Here is a 3,697-nt window from a genome sequence, read left to right on the forward strand (position 1 = left end):
CGCGGACCCGGCCGCGGCGTCGGCGACCGGCCGCACGACCAGGTCGACCCCCGCGCTGTCCACGACCTCGCAGCGCAGCAGATCCCCCACCGCGCACTCCCCCGCGTCGAGCACCACGCACTCGCCGTCGACCTCGGGCGCCTGGTGGTCCGCGCGCCCGGTGACCTCGTCGTCCGCGCTCTCCACGAGGACGTCCACCACGGTGCCGACCCGCTCCTCCGCGCGCTGGGCGGTCAGCTGTTCCACCAGGGTGGAGATCCGGGTGACCCGCTCGGCCACGGTCTCGGCGTCCAGCTTGCCGTCGAACGACTCGGCCTCGGTCCCGTCCTCGTCCGAGTACCCGAAGACGCCGACCGCGTCGAGCCGGGCCGCGGTGAGGAACCGCTCCAGCTCGGCGACGTCGTCCTCGGTCTCGCCCGGGAAGCCCACGATCACGTTCGTCCGGATACCCGCCTCGGGCGCGTACTCCCGGATCTGGTCGACGAGCGCCAGGAACGAGTCGGTCGACCCGAACCGGCGCATCCGGCGCAGCACGGTCTCGCTGGAGTGCTGGAACGACAGGTCGAAGTAGGTGGCCACCCCCGGTGTGGTGGCGATCGCGCGCACCAGGTCCGGCCGGGTCTCGGCGGGCTGCAGGTACGACACGCGGACCCGGTGCACCCCGTCCACGGCCGCGAGCCGGGGCAGCAGCCGCTCCAGCGCGCGGGTGCCGCCGAGGTCGCGGCCGAGGTCCTTGCCGTAGGAGGTCGAGTTCTCGCTGACCAGGAACAGCTCCCGTGCCCCCTGCCCGGCCAACCAGGCCGCCTCGGCCACCAGGTCGTCCGGGTGGCGGGAGACGAAGGAACCCCGGAAGGACGGGATCGCGCAGAACGAACAGCGGCGGTCGCAGCCGGACGCGATCTTCAACGGTGCCACCGGCGCGTCGTCCAGCCGGGTACGCAACACCCGGGGCCCCCAGCCGGCGTGGCCCGGCACGGCGACCTCCTCGGCGGCGGAGGGCCGTTCGACCGGGGTCAGCGGCAGCAGGGTCCGGCGGTCGGTCGGCGTGTGCGCGGCGACCGTCCGCCCCCCGGCGACGTCGTCCAGCCGCTCGGCCAGGTGGGGGTAGTGGTCGAACCCGAGCACGGCGTCCGCCTCGGGCAGGTTGTCCGCCAGCTCGTGGCCGTACCGCTCGGCCATGCAGCCCACGGCCACGACCTTCGCCCCGGTGTCGGAGGCGGCGAGCAGGGTGTCGACCGAGTCCTTCTTCGCCGACTCCACGAACGTGCAGGTGTTGACCACGACGACGTCCCCGTCACCCGGGTCGTCGGTCAGCTCCCACCCCTGCGTGGTGAGCCTGCCCGCGAGCTCCTCGGAGTCGACCTCGTTGCGGGCACAACCCAGGGTGAGCATCGCGACCCGACGTCGCTCGGGTGACGAGCCGGTACTGTCGACGGCTTCTGCGGAAGACACCTGTTCAGGGTAACCGCCGCCGACCGGCCCCCGAGCACACCCTGGAGACCGTCCGGCCGCACGCCCGTTAGCGTCTACAGACGTGGAGTCACCGCAAGCACCGGTCGTCCGCCGCGCGCGGATCGCCGACGTCCGCAGGATCAAGGCACTGGTCGACGCCGACGCGGGCGAGGTGCTGCTGGAGAAGGAACTGATCACGCTCTACGAGGACGTCCAGGAGTTCTGGGTCGCCGAGCTCGCGGGCACGGTCGTCGGGTGCGGCGCGCTGCACGTGATGTGGGAGGACCTCGCCGAGATCCGCACGGTGGCCGTCGACCGGTCCGTGCGCGGGCACGGCATCGGGAGCCTGCTGGTGCGGCGTCTGATCGACCTGGCCGTGGAGCTGGGCCTGGCCAAGCTGTTCGTGCTGACCTTCGAGACGGAGTTCTTCGCCCGGCACGGGTTCCGCGCGATCGAGGGCACGCCGGTGCCGCGGGAGGTCTACGAGCAGATGCGCCGCTCGGCCGACACCGGCGTCGCCGAGTTCCTCGACCTGCCGTTCGTCAAGCCGAACACCCTGGGCAACACCCGGATGCTGCGGCATCTCGACGACCGGGACCGGTGACCGTACCCGCCGTCGGCCCCGGTCAGGAGGGGTCGGCGGGCTCGCCGGGTGGGTCCTCGCCACGGATGGTGGCCAGCACCTGCGGGAGGTCGTCGGGTTTGGCCAGCACGTCGCGCGCCTTCGAGCCCTCGGACGGACCGACCACCCCCCGGGTCTCCAACAGGTCCATGAGCCTGCCCGCCTTGGCGAAGCCGACCCGGAGCTTGCGCTGCAGCATCGACGTGGAGCCGAACTGGGAGGTCACCACCAGTTCGGCCGCCTGGAGCAGCACCTCCAGGTCGTCGCCGATGTCCGGGTCGATCTCCTTGGTGTCCGCCGACTTGCCCGCGGTCACCCCTTCGGCGTACTCCGGCGCGGCCTGCTCCTTCGTGGCCTGCACGACGGCGGCGATCTCTTCGTCGCTGACGAAGGCGCCCTGGACACGGCTCGTCTTGCCCGCGCCCATCGGCAGGTACAGCGCATCGCCCATGCCGATCAGCTTCTCGGCCCCCTGCTGGTCGAGGATGACGCGCGAGTCGGTCAACGACGACGTCGCGAACGCCAGCCGCGACGGCACGTTGGTCTTGATCAGGCCGGTGACCACGTCGACCGAGGGGCGTTGGGTCGCCAGCACCAGGTGGATCCCCGCGGCCCGGGCCTTCTGCGTGATCCGCACGACGGCGTCCTCCACGTCGCGCGGCGCGGTCATCATCAGGTCGGCGAGCTCGTCGACGATCGCCATGATGTAGGGATACGGGCGGTACTCGCGCTCGCTGCCGGGCGGGGCGGTGATCTCCCCCGACCGCACCCGGGCGTTGAAGTCGTCGATGTGGCGCACCCGGTTGGCCTGCATGTCCTGGTAGCGCTGCTCCATCTCCTCCACCAGCCAGGCCAGCGCGGCGGCGGCCTTCTTCGGCTGGGTGATGATGGGGGTGATCAGGTGCGGGATGCCCTCGTAGGGGGTCAGCTCGACCATCTTCGGGTCGATGAGGATCATCCGGCACTCCTCCGGCGTGGCCCGTGCCAGCAGCGACACCAGCATCGAGTTGACGAAGCTCGACTTACCGGAGCCGGTGGAGCCCGCGACCAGCAGGTGCGGCATCTTGGTCAGGTTCGCGGTGACGAAACTGCCCTCGATGTCCTTGCCGAGCCCGATCACCATCGGGTGGTCGTCGGTGGCGGCCAGCGGCGAGCGGAGCACGTCGCCGAGGCGCACCATCTCACGGTCGGAGTTCGGCACCTCGATCCCGACCGCGGACTTGCCGGGGATCGGCGCCAGCAGGCGCACGTTCTCCGTGGCTGCCGCGTAGGCGATGTTCTTGGTCAGTGCGGTGATCTTCTCGACCTTCACGCCGGGGCCGAGCTCGACCTCGTACCGGGTGACGGTCGGCCCCCGGGTGAATCCGGTGACCTCGGCGTCGATCTTGAACTGCTGGAGCACGCCGGTGATCGCCTCGATCATCGCGTCGTTCGCCCGGCTCCGCGCCAGCGGCGGGTCCCCGAGGGTGAGCAGCTCCGCCGGGGGCAGGGTGTAGTCGCCCTCGACCGTGCGGGTCACCGACAGCGGCGCCTCGATCTCCAGCTGGGTCGCCTCGCCCGCCTCCGCCGTCTTCTTCCGGGCACCCTTCGCCGGGGCCGCGGCCGCGGCGGTGGCCGCCGGCG

The 3,697-nt window shown here is 71.7% G+C and carries 3 protein-coding genes; 1 reads left to right on the forward strand and 2 read right to left on the reverse strand.

What is annotated here, in order from left to right:
* On the reverse strand, nt 1–1,392 hold a 1,392-nt coding region (gene rimO / locus ACTIR_RS0113840; RefSeq protein WP_052583883.1), incomplete at its 3' end, for a 30S ribosomal protein S12 methylthiotransferase RimO.
* A gap of 142 nt (nt 1,393–1,534) precedes the next feature.
* On the opposite strand from rimO, the gene ACTIR_RS0113845 reads away from it, so the two are divergent.
* Entirely contained in the window at nt 1,535–2,056 is a 522-nt protein-coding gene (locus ACTIR_RS0113845) for an amino-acid N-acetyltransferase (RefSeq protein WP_026454734.1), read from the forward strand.
* A gap of 22 nt (nt 2,057–2,078) precedes the next feature.
* Here ACTIR_RS0113845 and ACTIR_RS23335 read toward each other — a convergent pair.
* A partial coding sequence (locus tag ACTIR_RS23335) for a DNA translocase FtsK (protein ID WP_233345909.1) occupies nt 2,079–3,697 on the reverse strand: 1,619 nt, incomplete at its 5' end.

This window comes from Saccharomonospora iraqiensis subsp. iraqiensis, assembly GCF_000430445.1.
Taxonomy (GTDB): Bacteria; Actinomycetota; Actinomycetes; order Mycobacteriales; family Pseudonocardiaceae; genus Saccharomonospora; species Saccharomonospora iraqiensis.